Raw genomic sequence first — 14,672 nt, 5'->3', positions numbered from 1 at the left:
CGTCCTGCGTATGTTAAAATTTTACACAAGGAGGTTGATTATGAAAAAACAAAATTGGCTGCTGCCAGCATGTGCGGTAGTTCTGCTTGGGGCTTGTTCAGATGAAACTGCCCAGGAGCCGGAAGATACAGCACAGGAACAATCAGCGCAAACGGATGATGTCGAGGAAGATGTGGCATCAGAGCAATCCGCAAGTGAGCAATCAGATCAAGCAGAAGTAGAAGAGCAGGAAAACGCTGAAGAGCAAGAGCCGGAAGAACAAGACGCCGAACAGGCAGCAGAGCCGCGCTATCGCATCAATCCGCAAAACTCGAAAGTCGAAGCGATCAGGGATGCGAACGAACAAGCGGTCTTGATCACAATCGACGATGCACCGGATACATATTCGCTTGAAATGGCCGAAACCTTGAAAGAACTCGATGTACCGGCTATCTTTTTCGTCAACGGGCATTTCCTCGATACAGATGAAGAACAACAGACCTTGTCTGAAATTCATGATATGGGCTTTGCGATCGGCAACCATACAAACACCCATGTCAACTTGAAACAGTCCACAGAAAGCGTCCAGCAAGATGAAATCGTGTCGCTCAATGAGCGCGTGGAAGCGATCATCGGGGAGGCGCCGAAGTTTTTCCGTGCCCCGTTTGGCGTAAACACCGAGTTCAGTAAAGCGCTTGCCCAAGAACAGGGCATGGTGCGCATGAACTGGACCTACGGCTATGACTTCATGCAGGGCTATATGGAACCGGAAGCTTTGACGGAAATTATGGTCAACGCCCCTGAACTCAATAGCGGCGGAAACTTGCTGATGCATGACAGGGAGTGGACAAATGAAGCGCTGCCGCAAATTATCGAAGGGCTGCGCGACAAAGGCTATGAATTTGTAGATCCGGATGAAATAGAAGGAATCCAACCCTAAATAAAATAGGATCCAGCGCTATCAGCGCTGGATCCTTTTTATTGTATATCGTTAACGGAATGCATGATGTTCTTTGATGACATGAAGCGTTTGGAGCGAATCATCTTCAGGCCCCTGCACCGGCAGCCCGGCTTTGACGTTCGTGTGGATATAGGAAATGTTTTCCTCTGTAATGATTTCCCCCGGAATGAAAATCGGAATGCCCGGTGGATAGACCATGATGAACTCGGCCGAGATGCGTCCTACCGCTTCATCGATCGGAATGATTTCCGTCTCTGCGTAAAAAGCATCGCGAGGCGTCATCGCAAGCCGTGGAATTTCCGGCAATAAGACAATCGGTTCTGAAACCGCGTGCTCGGTCTCCAAGGCTTCGCTCATGCGCTGCAAGGCATTGACAAGCAAATTGATTTCTTTCCGGCTGTCGCCGAGCGTGACAAGGCAGAGGATGTTATACAAATCGGACAGTTCAATTTCGATATTGGCGTTCTCGCGCAGCCATTCTTCCGCCTGGTGGCCGGTGATGCCAAGGTTTTTGACGCTGATCAATAATTTGGTCGGGTCCATATCATATGTCGCGGAAGAATTGAGCAACTCTTTCCCGACGCATAATAGATGCGGAATCTTATTGATCCGCTTGCGTGCATCCTGTGCCAGCCGGATTGTCTGATCGATCAGGTCAAAGCCGTGGATCGCGAGCTGGCGCCGTGCCGTATCGAGCGATGCCAATATCGGATAGGAAGTGGATGTCGTCGTAAGCATGGATAGAGTTGCCTGGACACGCTTCGGCGACACCAAGCCTTCACGCACATTCAGCACAGAACTCTGTGTCATGGAACCGCCCAGTTTATGAACGGATGTGGCAGCCATGTCCGCTCCTGCAGCCATCGCGGAAACCGGCAAGGATTTATGGAAATGGATATGGACGCCATGCGCTTCATCGACAAGCACGGGAATGGATTTGTCATGGGCGATATCGACAATGCGCTTCAAATCAGCGGCCACGCCAAAATATGTCGGGTTGATGACGAGCACCGCTTTGGCATCGGGATATTCGATCAAGGCTTTCTCCACCGATTCAGGCGAAATGCCATGGGAGATGCCAAGTTCCGGATCGACTTCCGGATGGATAAAGACAGGGATGGCGCCGGCAAAAACAATGGCGGACATAATGGACTTATGGACATTGCGCGGGACGAGGATTTTATCGTTCGGCCCGACGACACTCAAAATCATCGTCATGATAGCGCCGCTCGTTCCTTGGACCGAGAAGAAGGTATGGTCTGCACCGAATGCTTGCGCTGCCAATTCCTGCGCTTGTTTAATAGCGCCTTTTGGGGAATGCAGATCATCAAGTGGCGCTATATTGATCAAGTCGATTGACAGGATATTATCGCCGACAAATTCCCGGAAAGCGGGATCGACCCCTTGGCCTTTTTTATGGCCCGGAATGTGAAATTGTATAGGATGACGGTTCCGATGCTTCAATAAAGCATCAAAGAGCGGAGTTTCGAGTTGTGACAATGGGACGTGCACCTCACTTTATCAAAATGAAAACAAGAGAAATTATAGCATGCAAGGCGCCTCGTTACTACACTTATAGCGTGGATGTCTGACTTATTTTCGTCCGCGCGGAACAAGTTGCATACATTGAAAAGGGAATTTTGAAATTGAAGCGAATAGACAAATAGAGAACAAAAAAGGAGTGGGATTATGGCATTTAAGACAAGAATCACGGAACTGCTTGGAATCGACTATCCGATCATCCAAGGAGGCCTGGCATATTTAGCTTATGCGGACCTGGCGGCAGCGGTCTCAAATGCCGGAGGGCTTGGGCAGATTACGGCGATGAGCCTTCCGGGGCCTGATGAGTTGCGTGTAGAAATCCGCAAAGTCCGCGAATTGACAGATAAGCCATTCGGCGTAAACTTTGCGATCGGTGAGCATGGACGGGCATTTTCGCATATGCTCGATGTAGCAATCGAAGAACGGGTGCCTGTGGTATCGATGACTGGCGGTAATCCGACGCCGATCTTTGAACAATTGGAAGGCACCGATATTAAGAAATTGGTGTTGGTGGCAGCAAGACGCCAAGCTGAAAAGGCAGAGACACTTGGGGCGGATGCTGTTATGGTCGTCGGGCATGAAGGTGGTGGCCACCTCGGCCGTGATGATATCGGAACAATGGTCCTGATTCCGCAAGTGGTTGATGCTGTATCGATTCCCGTGATTGCGTCTGGCGGCATTGGCGATGGCCGCGGCTGGATGGCGGCGCAGGCGCTTGGAGCAGAGGGAATTGAAATGGGAACGCGCTTCATTGCAACGAAAGAATGCATTCATGCGTCCCAGCTGTATAAGCAGCAGTTGATTGACAGCACGGAAAACGATACAGTAATTATCAAGCGCAGCATCGGTGCACCGGCCCGTACATTGTCGAATGCATGGACGGATCGGATCTTGGAGATCGAAAAAGAGACGCCGAGCTACGAAGCGCTGAAAGATTATATCAGCGGAACCGCCAATAAACGCTATATCTATGAGGGCGAACAAGAAAAAGGGTTCGGCTGGGCAGGGCAAGTGACGGGCTTGATCCGGGATGTGCCGACTGTCCAGGAATTGTTCGACCGAATGATCCAGCAAACTGAAGAAATCCGCAAACGCTGGGGGATTATTGAAAGAGAGTAGGTGAAGGCCATGGAATATTCATATCCATTTTCTATCGATTGGACAACCGATGAGATCGTCGATGTCGTGGAATTTTTCGAAGCGATAGAAAAAGCTTATGAAAAAGGGGTCAAACGTCAGGAACTGATGGACAAATACCGTAAGTTTAAAAAAGTGGTGCCATCGATGGCGGAAGAAAAAACATACTTCCGTGAGTTCGAAGAAGAAAGCGGCTATGTCAGTTTTACGGTCGTTAAGAAGATGAAAGAAGCTTCGGACGATGAATTGATCCGTATCAAAAGATAGAAAAAACCGCCGTTCAGCGATGAACGGCGGTTTTTTCGTTTGCTTGAAGCAAATTCCGGTAAACCGGAAGCAGCTCGCGGAATGTTTCTTCTGCAAAAGCATAGAATCCGTCTTTATCGAGCGCAGCAGCATCAGCACGTGCCAAATGCCTGCCGATGACGAGTTCCCCTTTTTTGACATCACGCAGGCGCGTGAGCAGCTTTTCGATGCCCTCTTCGCCGAGCGATGCGATGGTTTCGGCTTCAGGCTTCATATGATCGCCCGAAACGACAAATTCGGCTGGCAGTTCGGCTAAAGCCCCAGTGGAAATTAGTTGATTCGCCATTTGCGGTTTGCCGGGCGCTTCATAAATGACAGCTAGAATGACAAAAACGTGGCTTTCCCATAGCCCGACCTGGAAATGGGGGACGGCTTTATAGCCGCGTTTATAAGGTGCAAATGCCACCCAGCTGTCATTTGGTGGATTGACAGTCCGGCGCATATGTTTCGCGACATGCGGGAAAAATTCATCCCCGGTTTCCCCAGAGAAATAAGCGGAAAAGTCTTGGCCCAATGCTTCGAATTTTGGCCGCACATGCGTCGATAATGCTTCCATGCGCGCTTCGAGGCCTGGGGTTTCGAATACTTCAAAATCCTGTTCAGTCCAGTATGGATTCACGGACATCCCCTCCTTAAATAATCATTAGTTTTTATTTTAACGAAGTTTGAGAAGAATGAATATAAATAAGTTTTCAGGAGAGAAAAACGGGGTAAAGATGTGTAACAAACATCGCAATCGGAATATTCCGATTATGAGGGAAGGGGGGGCTCACTTATGAAGCAGATGATACAGATTATCCGGAAAGCGGATGTAGAAAAAGAGTATATCAATACCTTGAAGCTGGAGCTTGATTACGAATTGGCCACCTTGTATGATGCAATGCAGCAAAATGACAGCAGCCAAAAGGACAAGAGCAAGAAACGGCTGGCAGAAATACAAGTAGAACTGGAGGCTCTTCATGCATTGTAAACAGACGACCATACCGTAGAAGCATCTGCTGGCTAAAGACAGTGGATGCTTTTTTCGTTATAATGGAAAGAAATAAGGGGGAGCTCATACATGGACCAGCACGCAATGGACCGTTACATAAAATCGATGATCAAAGAAGCGGGGCACCGGATACGCAATTCATTTCTTAGCGACATTTCGGTGGATACGAAAGCCCACGCAAATGACTTGGTCACCAATGTGGACAAGGAAGTGGAGAAGTTCTTCATCCACCATATCCGGGAAGATTTTCCGGGCCACCGCGTTTTCGGCGAAGAAGGATTTGGAGACACAATCGAAGAATTAAGCGGCACGGTATGGATGCTCGACCCGATCGACGGCACTATGAATTTCGTGCACCAACGACGCAATTTTGCCATTTCGCTCGGCATCTATGAAGATGGTGTCGGCAAGATGGGCTATATCTATGACGTCGTCAATGACGATCTTTATCATGCAATAGCAGGCGGCGGCGCTTATTATAACGATGAACGGCTGCAGCCACTGATTGAGACCGACATCAGCGAATCGATCATCGGCATGAATGCCATGTGGGCAACACCGAACCGGCACGTAGAGCATGAAGCGACGATACGCCTCGTCCATGAGGCACGCGGCATGCGTTCTTACGGTTCGGCTGCGCTTGAACTGGCTTATCTTGCGAGCGGACGCATCGACGCCTATATTTCCATGCGGCTATCGCCATGGGATATTGCCGGTGGCTTGGTAATGGCAAACGAAGTGGGCGCTGTTGCGAGCAATTTTTCAGGGCAGCCGGCAAACCTGCTGAAATCAGACACCTTCGTAGCCGCCAATCCATCCATTCATGGGAAATTGCTTCAGGACTATATCAAGCCGAAGCACACATAATCCATCACAAAAAAGAGGCCGGGATATCCCGGCCTCTTTTTTGTGTTTATAATGCGCCAGCTTCGCGCATTTCTTTTTTGCGTTTGAATCCAAAGCCCATGATGACCAATAATAATAGGATGGAGAGAAAAATACCGGTTACGCTGCGAAGTGCCACTGCGACGCCGATGAGCACCATTGCTCCAATTGCCGCCAATGAATATAGTACAAAAATCCATTTTATATTATGCCATGATTCTATGATCGCTTCTTTCATACCATCTAACCTCCTGCATACGCATGAAATAAAATCGTAGGGTTTTTCCCCTATATGTGCTATACTAGCACAGTTATAGGCTCGAAAAAAGAATATTGGAGTGAAAGTATGACTAACCTTAGAAACGATTTACGAAACATTGCAATTATCGCACACGTTGACCACGGCAAAACGACATTGGTGGATCAGTTGCTTCAGCAATCAGGAATCTTCCGATCAAACGAACATGTTGATGAGCGGGCGATGGACTCAAACGACATTGAAAGAGAACGCGGAATCACAATCCTAGCGAAAAACACCGCGATTCAATATAAAGACGCTAAAATCAACATTTTGGATACTCCTGGACACGCCGATTTCGGCGGCGAAGTGGAGCGCATCATGAAAATGGTTGATGGTGTCTTGCTCGTTGTCGATGCTTACGAAGGCTGTATGCCACAGACACGCTTTGTCTTGAAAAAAGCGCTTGAGCAAAACCTCAAGCCGATTGTAGTCGTCAACAAAATCGACCGCGATTTCGCGCGTCCGGATGAAGTTGTCGATGAAGTCATCGAATTGTTCATCGAACTTGAAGCAAACGACGACCAATTGGAATTCCCGGTCATTTTTGCATCAGGCATGAACGGAACGGCAAGTCTTTCATCTGACCCAGCTGACCAGGAAGAAAACATGCAGGTCATCTATGATGCAATCATGGACCACGTACCGGCACCGATCGATAACCGTGAAGAGCCATTGCAATTCCAAGTGGCACTTCTTGATTACAACGACTATGTCGGCCGTATCGGTATCGGACGCGTATTCCGCGGCACGATCGAAGTCGGACAATCCGTTTCCTTGATGAAACTGGATGGCTCTGTCAAAAACTTCCGTATCACGAAAATCCACGGATTCATGGGCTTGAAGCGTATTGAGATCCAAAAAGCCGAAGCAGGCGACTTGATCGCAATCTCTGGCCTCGAAGACATCAACGTCGGCGAGACCGTATGCCCACAAGACCATCCGGAAGCATTGCCGATTCTCCGCATCGACGAACCGACGCTGCAAATGACGTTCCTTGTCAACAACAGCCCGTTCGCCGGTAAAGAAGGCAAGTTCATCACATCAAGAAAAATTCAGGAAAGATTGGATGCCCAATTGGAGACAGACGTTTCCTTGCGCGTCGATCCTACTGATTCTCCTGACGCATGGGTCGTTTCGGGCCGCGGGGAGCTGCATCTATCGATCTTGATCGAAAACATGCGCCGTGAAGGATTCGAACTTCAAGTGTCAAAACCTGAAGTTATCGTCCGCATGGTGGATGGCGTCCGCTGTGAACCAGTTGAACGCGTTCAAGTGGATGTTCCTGAAGAATACACTGGCGCGATCATCGAATCACTTGGTGAACGCAAAGGTGAAATGCTCGACATGATCAACAACGGAAGCGGACAAGTACGTTTAGTATTCAATGTCCCTGCACGTGGATTGATCGGTTATACAACTGAATTCCTGACGCAAACACGCGGATACGGAATCATCAACCACACATTCGACAGCTATCAGCCAGTTGCATCAGGACGCGTAGGCGGCCGTCGCCAAGGCGTGCTCGTTTCTATGGAACGCGGCAAATCTTCAACTTACGGCTTGATGGGCATCGAAGACCGCGGAACTTCATTCGTTGAAGTCGGTACTGAAATCTACGAAGGCATGATCGTCGGTGAACATAACCGCGACAACGACTTGACGGTCAATATCGTCAAAATCAAAGCGGCGACAAACATCCGTTCTGCCAACAAAGACCAGACGACAACTATGAAAAAAGCGCGTCTTATGAGCCTTGAAGAAGCTTTGGAATACTTGAACGATGACGAGTACTGCGAAATCACTCCTCAGTCGATCCGCTTGCGTAAGAAAATTCTTGATAAGAATGAACGCGAACGCATGGCGAAGAAAAAGAAAGTAGCCATCGAAGAATAAACAACTGGAAGGATGTATAATCCGTGGACGAGCAGGCTTTTGTCTATGAAAATATGTATCCGGTAGCCCGGGTTCTTTACCAGAACATGCCGAATTTCGATGTGGCGGGATATGCACTGTTTGCCGTCATCTTCCTGTTATCGGCACTCGTGTATAAACTGGGCTTTGCCAAAAAATTATCGATCGGAAAAAATGCAGTCATCATCTTGTTCTTGGCTGCGGGAGGGTTAGGCCTGACATTCCTGGCCTTTTTCCTGCCCGTCGTCGAAGGCTTGGTCATTGCCGCATTGATTCTTATCCTTTATAAAATCCGCCTATGGCGCGAAAAACGCGAAAACGCTGCTTCTCAATGAGAGGCAGCGTTTTTGCGTTCAAATGTTTTATAAAGGATCGGCAAGAGCAGTGCATATGTCAGATGTGCCAAGATCCAATACAGGAACGCACCCATATCGGTCGGTTCCGGGACATCGGCTTCCACCGCCAAGATGGCCAGCGGGAAAAACAGGATGTAGGTCGGCAAGGTTAGCACCAAGCTAATGATCGTCAATTGACCGAATGTATAGTTGCGGCGTTTGGCAATATACACATAGACGATACCGATCACCAGCGAGATGATCAAATGAAATACGAACTCGGTCAGCTCCGACCAGTTCACTTGATTGACTAGCGGGATAAAGTCGACATTCAACAGCAATTCATAATTCCGGACGCCGGTTACTGCCTGCATCCACTTCAGCAACAATCCAAGAATGAGGCCGCTCCAAAAACCGATCCATAACCCTTTTAGTATTTTCATCAGAAATCATCCTCGATGCTGCGGGAGCTGCGGAAGAAATGGAAATGACCCGTCGCTAGGCGTTCTTCGGTCCGTTTGGTGATGCGGTCGTGGCATTCTTCGCACATATGGGTGTGGATCGGCCGGTTGCGCAGGCGCTTAGCTTGCAGCGTATCGTCTTCCAATTCTTCGATCTTATCGCAGATGACACATTGAACACGCATAGTTATTCCTCCTATTCGACCCGGATGGCAGAGACATGGGTAATCGGCTGATCGGCATTCGAGCCGTCCGGCAACAGGATATGGACCGGCCCGTCTTCGCGAAGAGGCTTTCCGTCCTGGCTGAATTTAAAGATCAATTGCTTGGCATCTTCGATCGGGAAATCATGTTCACCTGAAGCGGTTTCGAACACGACTTTCGATGCGCCGTCAGCCGGCTCTGCATTATCGAGGAATGGTTGGAAGCGCATGCCGAATGTGCCCGTCAGCATGTCTTGTTTTTCCTGGCGCTTGTATTTCTTTTCGGAGTTCAAGGTTGGCGGAACGGTGGCGCCTTCCATAATTTCACGCGACCAATGTTCGCCCATGCCGCGTTTGTATTCTTCAAGATCATCCTTGTCGACATGTTCTTCCGTGAAGAATGTCTTAAGATCCAGTTTGCGGTCGTCGAAAATCCACACGGTCGGATCCAAGGTCAGTTTGTATGTGACTTCCCCTTTAAACGGTATGATGAATTCCATAAATAAAACCCTCCATTATAGTATCTCTCTTCTTCAGTATAACTGTTCGCCCACAATTCCCAAAGGGTTTAATCCCTTTCATGAGAGACTTGCAATTTGACAGCGTAAAAGATACACTTTAAACAGGCTAATGGAGCAGAAATACAAGTGATGGGGGAGTCCTCATGGAACATACAGAAGAACAGACTTATCAACAAAAAGCGCTGGAACTCCTTAAAGCTGATGCAGAGAAAATTGAGCAATTGATCAAGGTGCAGATGGATCATCTTACATTGCCTTCCTGCCCTTTATATGAAGAAGTTCTTGATACGCAAATGTTTGGCTTATCACGGGAAATCGATTTTGCCGTCAAACTCGGCCTGATCGAACGTGAGACCGGTAAAAATTTAATGGATACGCTGGAGAAGAAACTGTCCATCCTCCATGACGCGTATACAAATAAATGATCCAAAACTCAAACGATTCCAGTTTGAGTTTTTTTACTAATGAATCCAATTGAATGAGGTATAAAAACAATGAAATCCTACATCAAGAAATACGGCAAGTACATAGACTATCCGCTTCTCTTTGCCTACCTGGCGCTGACCATTTTTGGCCTGATCATGATTTACTCCTCGAGCATGGCCTGGTCCGTGAACTATTATAATGATTCCCCGGACCGTTTCTACATACAGCAATTAGTCAACTTGGCCATCGCTTATCCAGTATTCCTGCTCGCTGCCGTGTTCCCTATAAGCATTTCAAGAAAATGGATGATGGCGACCGTACTCGCTGTCATCTTTGCGGGCTTATCCTCGTCCACTTTATCGGATTTGCGGCAGGCGGCGCGAAAAGCTGGATCAGCCTCGGCTTCGCCAATATCCAGCCGTCGGAAGTCGCCAAAGTCGGCTTGATCTTTTATTTAGCTGGCGTGTTTTCCAATAAATACCGCAATGGGTCCATCAACAAACTGAACGAATCGATCATCCCGCCGGTCATCATTTTGACAGCTGTTTTGCTGCTGGTCTTCCTAGAGCCGGATTTGGGCTCGATGGTCATCATCGGCGCAGTCGGCTTGTCAGTGATGGCAGCTTCAGGTGTCCGCCTGAAGCCATTCGTGAAATTGGCGGGCATCGTCATTGCAGCTGCCGCGGTATTCATTATCCCGGCAATGATTTTTGCCAAAGACCTGATTTTCACGGAAAAACGGGTAGGGCGTATCGATGCCTTCTTCAACCCATTTTCCGATGAGCTTGGGTTCGGCTTCCAAATCGTTAACGGCTATTTGGCAATCGGCTCAGGGGGGCTTAGTGGCCTCGGCCTTGGCCAGTCCATCCAGAAGCTCGGCTATTTGCCAGAGCCCCATACCGATTTCATCATGTCGGTTATCGCTGAAGAGCTCGGCGTTCTAGGCGTCTTCGTCGTCATCGGCGGATTGGGCTTTGTTGTCCTGCGCGGGTTGTGGATCGCCATGACCACCAGCGACCCACTTGCGCGCATGCTTGCAGCAGGTGTCGCAAGCATGATCGGCATCCAGTCTTTCGTCAATCTGGGTGGGCTTTCGGGCATCATCCCGCTGACAGGGGTGACACTTCCATTTATCAGCTATGGCGGAACTTCGGTAATTTTGTTATCGTTAGCTATGGGAGTATTAATGAATGTTTCCATGTTCAATAAATACGAAAAAACGAAAAAGTAAAGGGTGTGCGTCGGAGTGAAAGAGATTAACAAGATCTTAGTAGCCAACCGCGGAGAAATTGCAATTCGGATCTTCCGCGCCTGTACAGAACTGAATCTTCGGACAGTTGCGATTTATTCGCAGGAAGACAGCGGTTCGTTTCATCGTTACAAAGCTGACGAATCGTATTTAGTCGGCAAAGGCAAAAAGCCGATCGATGCTTATTTGGACATTGAAGACATCATTCGCATCGCCAAGGACTCAGGAGTGGATGCCATTCACCCAGGGTACGGATTCTTATCCGAAAACGTGCATTTTGCGCGGCGCTGTGAAGAAGAAGGCATCGTATTCATCGGGCCGACATCCCGCCATCTCGATATGTTCGGCGATAAAGTCAAAGCCCGTGACCAGGCGATTGCTGCAGGCATCCCTGTCATTCCGGGAACGGACGGCCCTGTCGAATCATTGGCGGAAGTAGAGGCATTTGCTGAACAAGCCGGATTCCCATTGATGATCAAAGCATCACTAGGCGGTGGCGGACGCGGCATGCGCATCGTCAAAGACGCCAGTGAACTGGCATCATCTTACGAACGTGCGAAATCCGAAGCGAAAGCTGCCTTCGGTTCCGACGAAATGTATGTGGAAAAATTCGTAGACAAACCGAAACACATCGAAGTGCAGATCCTCGGCGATGCAGAAGGAAATGTCGTCCATCTGTATGAACGTGACTGCTCCATTCAGCGGCGCCACCAGAAAGTCGTGGAAATCGCCCCATCCAACTCGATCAGCAAAAAATTGCGCAACGAAATTTGCGATGCTGCCGTAAAATTAATGAAAAACATCGATTACATAAATGCCGGGACAGTTGAATTCCTGGTGGCGGGAGATGAATTTTACTTTATCGAAGTAAACCCCCGCATCCAAGTTGAACACACGATCACTGAAATGGTCACAGGCATCGATATCGTCCATGCGCAGATTCATATCGCCCGCGGGCACATGCTGCATAGTGAAACGATCGCCATCCCGAAACAAGAAGATATCCCTTTGTTCGGATTCGCGATTCAATCGCGTGTGACAACAGAAGATCCATTGAATGATTTCATGCCGGATGCCGGAAAACTGATGGTCTACCGTTCAGGCGGCGGATTTGGCGTACGCTTGGATGCCGGAAACGGTTTCCAGGGAGCGGTCATTTCCCCGTATTACGATTCATTGCTCGTTAAAGTGTCCACTTGGGCAACGACGTTCAAAGAAGCGGCAGCGAAGATGGACCGCAACTTGCAGGAATTCCGTATCCGCGGCATCAAAACGAATATCCCGTTCCTTGAAAATGTAGTAAAACATCAAAATTTCATCAATGGAGATTTTGACACGAGCTTTATCGACAGTACTCCGGAATTGTTCAAATTCCCTGTTCGCCAAGACCGTGGAACGAAATTGCTCACCTATATCGGCAATGTGACGGTCAATGGCTTCCCGGGAATCGAAAAGAAAAAGAAACCGATCCATGCAGCACCACGCAAACCGGAAATCGACATCATCACGGAAGTTCCACAAGGCACAAAACAGATCCTCGATGAGCGTGGCCCGGAAGGATTGACGAAGTGGATCCTCGAGCAAGATGACGTGCTGCTCACGGATACGACTCTTCGCGATGCCCATCAATCGCTATTGGCAACGCGCATGCGTTCACACGATATGTTTGCAGTCGCGAAAGAAACTGCTCGGCTTCAAAGTGATTTGTTCTCCATGGAAATGTGGGGAGGGGCGACCTTCGATGTGTCTTACCGTTTCTTGAAGGAAGACCCATGGCAGCGCCTCATCAAATTGCGTGAAGACATTCCGAACGTCTTGTTCCAGATGTTGTTCCGCGGAGCGAATGCAGTCGGCTATAAAAACTATCCGGATAATGTCATCCGCGAGTTTGCGCGGACATCGGCTGAAGCTGGAATCGACGTATTCCGTATTTTCGACAGCCTCAACTGGATTAAAGGGATGGAAGTTGCCATCGATGAAGTCCGCAACTCCGGCAAAGTCGCAGAAGCAGCGATTTGCTATACAGGAGACATTCTTGACCCGAGCCGCGATAAATACACGGTTCAATACTATAAGGATATGGCGAAAGAGCTCGAAGCAGCAGGCGCCCATATCCTGGCAATCAAAGACATGGCCGGCCTATTGAAGCCGGAAGCTGCGTACCGCCTCGTTTCTGAACTGAAGGATACGGTTTCCTTGCCGATCCATTTGCACACGCATGATACGAGCGGAAACGGCATCTACCTATATTCCAAAGCGATTGAAGCGGGTGTCGATATCGTTGATACGGCCCTTGGCACAATGGCAGGGCTTACATCGCAGCCAAGCGCCAACTCGCTGTATTATGCGATGAGCGGCGGCAAGCGGAAAATCAGAGCGGATATCGAGTCTCTTGAGACCATGTCCCATTATTGGGAAGATGTCCGCAAGTACTACAGTGACTTCGAAAGCGGCATGAACAGCCCGCATTCCGAGATTTATGTCCACGAAATGCCGGGCGGACAGTACAGCAACCTGCAGCAGCAGGCAAAAGCGGTCGGTCTCGGCATGCGCTGGGAAGAAGTGAAAGAAATGTATTCCCGCGTCAACATGCTGTTCGGCGATGTCGTGAAAGTTACGCCGTCATCGAAAGTCGTAGGCGACATGGCTTTGTTCATGGTCCAGAACGAATTAGATGAAAAAACAGTGCTGACACGCGGAGAGAATATCGATTTCCCTGAATCGGTCATCGAGTTCTTCGAAGGCTATATCGGCCAACCGCACGGCGGCTTCCCGAAAGAATTGCAAAAAGTGATCTTGAAAGAACGCGAGCCGATTACAGTGCGTCCGGGCGAACTGCTCGAACCTGCTGACTTCGACGCGATCCGTGATACATTGTTCAAACGCCTGGAGCGCCCAGTCACAAGCCACGAAGTGTTGGCCTATGCGCTGTACCCGAAAGTATTCGAAGAGTATAGCGTGACGAACCAGACCTTTGGGGACGTATCGGTCCTTGATACCTTGACCTTCCTCTATGGCATGCGTCTTAGCGAAGAAATCGAAGTCGAGATCGAAAAAGGCAAGACTTTGATGATCAAGCTGGTATCCATAGGCGAACCGCAAAAAGACGGTACGCGCATCATCTATTTCGAATTGAACGGTCAACCACGTGAAATCAGCATTCAGGATATGACGGTTGAAACCGATTCAGCAGCAAAACCGAAAGCCGATCCGACAAAAGAAAATCATATTGCAGCGACAATGCCTGGCACTGTCCTGAAAGTAGTCGGGGAAAAAGGGCTGAAAGTGAAGCGCGGCGATCATCTTCTTGTCACAGAAGCGATGAAGATGGAAACAACAGTTCAAGCGCCATTTGACGGTACCATCCAGGAAATTTATGTAACAGCCGGCGACGGCATTTCAACGGGCGACTTGCTCATTGAAATGGAATCAAAATAAAATAAAAAAATCCGGTGCAAATTGCA

At 48.8% G+C, this 14,672-nt stretch carries 15 protein-coding genes and 1 pseudogene; 10 read left to right on the top strand and 6 right to left on the bottom strand.

All coding sequences use genetic code 11. The annotated features are described in order from the left end of the window. Positions 1-40 precede the first annotated feature (40 nt). The gene (locus CW734_RS11885) at positions 41-919 is read left to right on the top strand and encodes a polysaccharide deacetylase family protein (protein ID WP_101190616.1); all 879 of its coding nucleotides are present in this window, start codon (positions 41-43) and stop codon (positions 917-919) included. Between the two features lie 51 nt (positions 920-970). On the opposite strand, the gene CW734_RS11880 is transcribed toward CW734_RS11885, so the two are convergent. Beyond that, the gene (locus tag CW734_RS11880; protein ID WP_101190615.1) at positions 971-2,440 is read right to left on the bottom strand and encodes an aminotransferase class I/II-fold pyridoxal phosphate-dependent enzyme; all 1,470 of its coding nucleotides are present in this window, start codon (positions 2,438-2,440) and stop codon (positions 971-973) included. A gap of 189 nt (positions 2,441-2,629) precedes the next feature. On the opposite strand from CW734_RS11880, the gene CW734_RS11875 reads away from it, so the two are divergent. Next, positions 2,630-3,601 (top strand): NAD(P)H-dependent flavin oxidoreductase, encoded by a 972-nt coding sequence (locus CW734_RS11875; protein WP_101190614.1) that lies wholly within the window; start codon positions 2,630-2,632, stop codon positions 3,599-3,601. Positions 3,602-3,610: 9 nt separating this feature from the next. After that, positions 3,611-3,886, top strand: coding sequence for a UPF0223 family protein (locus tag CW734_RS11870; protein WP_101190613.1), 276 nt, complete (start codon positions 3,611-3,613; stop codon positions 3,884-3,886). A 13-nt stretch (positions 3,887-3,899) separates the two neighbouring features. Here CW734_RS11870 and CW734_RS11865 read toward each other — a convergent pair whose 3' ends face one another. Further along, a complete protein-coding gene (locus CW734_RS11865; RefSeq protein WP_101190612.1) occupies positions 3,900-4,544 on the bottom strand; it encodes a YktB family protein in 645 nt (214 codons plus the stop codon). 156 nt (positions 4,545-4,700) lie between these two features. Here CW734_RS11865 and CW734_RS11860 point away from each other — a divergent pair, with 156 nt between their 5' ends. After that, entirely contained in the window at positions 4,701-4,895 is a 195-nt protein-coding gene (locus CW734_RS11860) for a hypothetical protein (RefSeq protein ID WP_058383467.1), read from the top strand. Between the two features lie 90 nt (positions 4,896-4,985). Continuing rightward, positions 4,986-5,783, top strand: a complete 798-nt coding sequence (locus CW734_RS11855; protein WP_101190611.1) for an inositol monophosphatase family protein — start codon at positions 4,986-4,988, stop codon at positions 5,781-5,783. A 46-nt stretch (positions 5,784-5,829) separates the two neighbouring features. Here CW734_RS11855 and CW734_RS11850 read toward each other — a convergent pair whose 3' ends face one another. Then, positions 5,830-6,039 (bottom strand): YlaF family protein, encoded by a 210-nt coding sequence (locus CW734_RS11850; RefSeq protein ID WP_101190610.1) that lies wholly within the window; start codon positions 6,037-6,039, stop codon positions 5,830-5,832. A gap of 108 nt (positions 6,040-6,147) precedes the next feature. Here CW734_RS11850 and typA point away from each other — a divergent pair, with 108 nt between their 5' ends. Together typA and CW734_RS11840 are read left to right on the top strand one after the other, a co-directional pair. Further along, positions 6,148-7,995: a translational GTPase TypA gene (gene typA, locus CW734_RS11845; RefSeq protein WP_101190609.1), complete on the top strand. Its 1,848-nt coding sequence runs from the start codon at positions 6,148-6,150 to the stop codon at positions 7,993-7,995. A 23-nt stretch (positions 7,996-8,018) separates the two neighbouring features. After that, positions 8,019-8,348: a YlaH-like family protein gene (locus tag CW734_RS11840; protein ID WP_101190608.1), complete on the top strand. Its 330-nt coding sequence runs from the start codon at positions 8,019-8,021 to the stop codon at positions 8,346-8,348. Here CW734_RS11840 and CW734_RS11835 read toward each other — a convergent pair. From CW734_RS11835 to CW734_RS11825, 3 genes are read right to left on the bottom strand one after another with little or no spacing between them, the layout of a single operon-like run. Then, positions 8,342-8,791 carry a hypothetical protein gene (locus CW734_RS11835; protein ID WP_101190607.1) on the bottom strand — a complete coding sequence of 150 codons (450 nt, stop codon included), beginning with the start codon at positions 8,789-8,791 and terminating at the stop codon, positions 8,342-8,344. The two genes, CW734_RS11840 and CW734_RS11835, sit on opposite strands and share 7 nt — an antisense overlap. Beyond that, positions 8,791-8,994: a YlaI family protein gene (locus CW734_RS11830; protein ID WP_058383473.1), complete on the bottom strand. Its 204-nt coding sequence runs from the start codon at positions 8,992-8,994 to the stop codon at positions 8,791-8,793. Before CW734_RS11830 ends, CW734_RS11835 begins: the two co-directional genes overlap by 1 nt. An 11-nt stretch (positions 8,995-9,005) precedes the next feature. Beyond that, positions 9,006-9,512: a hypothetical protein gene (locus CW734_RS11825; RefSeq protein WP_101190606.1), complete on the bottom strand. Its 507-nt coding sequence runs from the start codon at positions 9,510-9,512 to the stop codon at positions 9,006-9,008. Positions 9,513-9,676: 164 nt separating this feature from the next. On the opposite strand from CW734_RS11825, the gene CW734_RS11820 reads away from it, so the two are divergent. The 3 genes and pseudogenes from CW734_RS11820 (at position 9,677) to pyc (ending at position 14,646) form a co-directional block, all read left to right on the top strand. After that, positions 9,677-9,958 carry an Fpa/YlaN family protein gene (locus CW734_RS11820; RefSeq protein ID WP_101190605.1) on the top strand — a complete coding sequence of 94 codons (282 nt, stop codon included), beginning with the start codon at positions 9,677-9,679 and terminating at the stop codon, positions 9,956-9,958. Between the two features lie 69 nt (positions 9,959-10,027). Continuing rightward, a pseudogene (locus CW734_RS11815) lies at positions 10,028-11,190 on the top strand (FtsW/RodA/SpoVE family cell cycle protein). A gap of 15 nt (positions 11,191-11,205) precedes the next feature. Continuing rightward, positions 11,206-14,646 (top strand): pyruvate carboxylase, encoded by a 3,441-nt coding sequence (gene pyc / locus CW734_RS11810; protein ID WP_101190604.1) that lies wholly within the window; start codon positions 11,206-11,208, stop codon positions 14,644-14,646. The last annotated feature ends 26 nt before the right edge of the window (positions 14,647-14,672 follow it).

The sequence above is a fragment of the Planococcus sp. MB-3u-03 genome (assembly GCF_002833405.1).
Lineage (GTDB): Bacteria > Bacillota > Bacilli > Bacillales_A > Planococcaceae > Planococcus.
Note: the sequence above shows the minus strand (reverse complement) of the source record. Positions and strands in the feature narration are given on the sequence as shown.

Excerpts from the sequence above, each read along its gene's own strand:
- CW734_RS11825 (WP_101190606.1), bottom strand. The coding sequence starts at position 9,512 with ATGGAATTCATCATACCGTTTAAAGGGGAAGTCACATACAAACTGACC.
- CW734_RS11850 (WP_101190610.1), bottom strand. The coding sequence starts at position 6,039 with ATGAAAGAAGCGATCATAGAATCATGGCATAATATAAAATGGATTTTT.
- CW734_RS11885 (WP_101190616.1), top strand. The coding sequence starts at position 41 with ATGAAAAAACAAAATTGGCTGCTGCCAGCATGTGCGGTAGTTCTGCTT.
- CW734_RS11820 (WP_101190605.1), top strand. The coding sequence starts at position 9,677 with ATGGAACATACAGAAGAACAGACTTATCAACAAAAAGCGCTGGAACTC.
- CW734_RS11830 (WP_058383473.1), bottom strand. The coding sequence starts at position 8,994 with ATGCGTGTTCAATGTGTCATCTGCGATAAGATCGAAGAATTGGAAGAC.
- CW734_RS11870 (WP_101190613.1), top strand. The coding sequence starts at position 3,611 with ATGGAATATTCATATCCATTTTCTATCGATTGGACAACCGATGAGATC.
- CW734_RS11855 (WP_101190611.1), top strand. The coding sequence starts at position 4,986 with ATGGACCAGCACGCAATGGACCGTTACATAAAATCGATGATCAAAGAA.
- CW734_RS11860 (WP_058383467.1), top strand. The coding sequence starts at position 4,701 with ATGAAGCAGATGATACAGATTATCCGGAAAGCGGATGTAGAAAAAGAG.
- typA (WP_101190609.1), top strand. The coding sequence starts at position 6,148 with ATGACTAACCTTAGAAACGATTTACGAAACATTGCAATTATCGCACAC.
- CW734_RS11875 (WP_101190614.1), top strand. The coding sequence starts at position 2,630 with ATGGCATTTAAGACAAGAATCACGGAACTGCTTGGAATCGACTATCCG.
- CW734_RS11835 (WP_101190607.1), bottom strand. The coding sequence starts at position 8,791 with ATGAAAATACTAAAAGGGTTATGGATCGGTTTTTGGAGCGGCCTCATT.